General features: G+C 69.1%; 2 protein-coding genes. Both read right to left on the bottom strand.

Features of this window, described 5'->3' with window-relative positions:
* Nucleotides 1–279, bottom strand: a 279-nt coding sequence (locus AB0333_RS16965) for a hypothetical protein (protein ID WP_366219845.1), incomplete at its 3' end; no start/stop codon positions are given.
* Between the two features lie 41 nt (nucleotides 280–320).
* Nucleotides 321–1,090: CNNM domain-containing protein (locus AB0333_RS16960; RefSeq protein WP_366219844.1), on the bottom strand; the 770-nt coding region annotated here is incomplete at its 5' end.

Below are 1,090 nucleotides of genomic sequence, written 5' to 3'. Positions count from 1 at the left end.
GCGGGACGGATCGCGGCTGCTGATGAACGCCGTGCGGACTTCTTGGCCGTGGAGGTGCTCCCGTTCCCATGAGAGCAGGGTCCGCTCGTGGAAGTCTCCGTCCGCGAACCAACGGGCCCTGGGGCCCCGTTGGTCCTGGACGATCACGATCTCGATGGCCACATGCGGTCCGTCCAGGCTGCGGCGCAGCGATCCGTACAGCAACAACGGCAGCCCGCAGACCAGCCCGATGAGGGACAGCATTTCGCCGACGAGCCCGAAGGCATCGCTTCCGTTCACGGGCCCGGGCTACCGAGGGCGATCGAGGGAAGGTCCGGCACCTATGACGCTGTCTCTTCTTTTTGGTAGGGCAGGACCCGGCGCAGGACGTCGGCAAGGGTGACCACGCCGAGGAAACGGTCCTGGTCCATCACGGCGACCAGCTGCTCACCGGCTTCGCGGACCTGGGAGAGGGCCTCGTGCAGAGCGGTATCGGCCTGCACGGTGAAGGCCGGCCTCGCCAGTTCCTGGACGCCGCGGCCTGGGGGTTCCAGCAAGGTGTCCCGGACATGGACCACTGCCGGGGGCCGGCCGCCGGGGGTTTCCACCAGGATCCGCAGGTGACCGGATCCGATGGCGGCGGCCTGTACATCGGCCACGGTGGCCTGCCAGGACACGGAGGTGGGCCGGGCCCCGGGTTTGAGCAGGTCCGCCACGGTTTTGTCCTGCAGCTCGAACACCCCGGAGAGCTGGTCGCCGAACCGGCGGTCCAGGGACCCGGCCGAGGCCGAGTGCTCGACCAGCTGGCGGATGGTGGCCGCGTCCTGTCCACCGACCGCGGCACGATCCACGGGAGTGACGCCACTGGCAGCCACCAGCCGGTTGGCGATGCGGTTGACCCACATCAGCAAGGGCCGAAGCAGCCAGATGTAGGCCCGCGTCGGCAGGGCGGTCAGCTTCGCCGTGGCCTCCGGGTGGGCGATGGCCCAGGACTTCGGGGCCATCTCCCCGACCACCAGGTGCAGGAAGGTCACCAGGAACAGCGACAGCACGAAGGAAGCCGCGCCTGCAACTTGGGCGGGGATCCCCCAAGACTCGAACACCGGCCCCA

It is taken from the genome of Citricoccus sp. NPDC079358 (assembly GCF_040702545.1).
In the GTDB taxonomy this organism is placed as follows: domain Bacteria; phylum Actinomycetota; class Actinomycetes; order Actinomycetales; family Micrococcaceae; genus Citricoccus.
The sequence above is the reverse complement of the archived record's forward strand: the minus strand, read 5'-3'. Positions and strand labels throughout refer to the sequence as shown.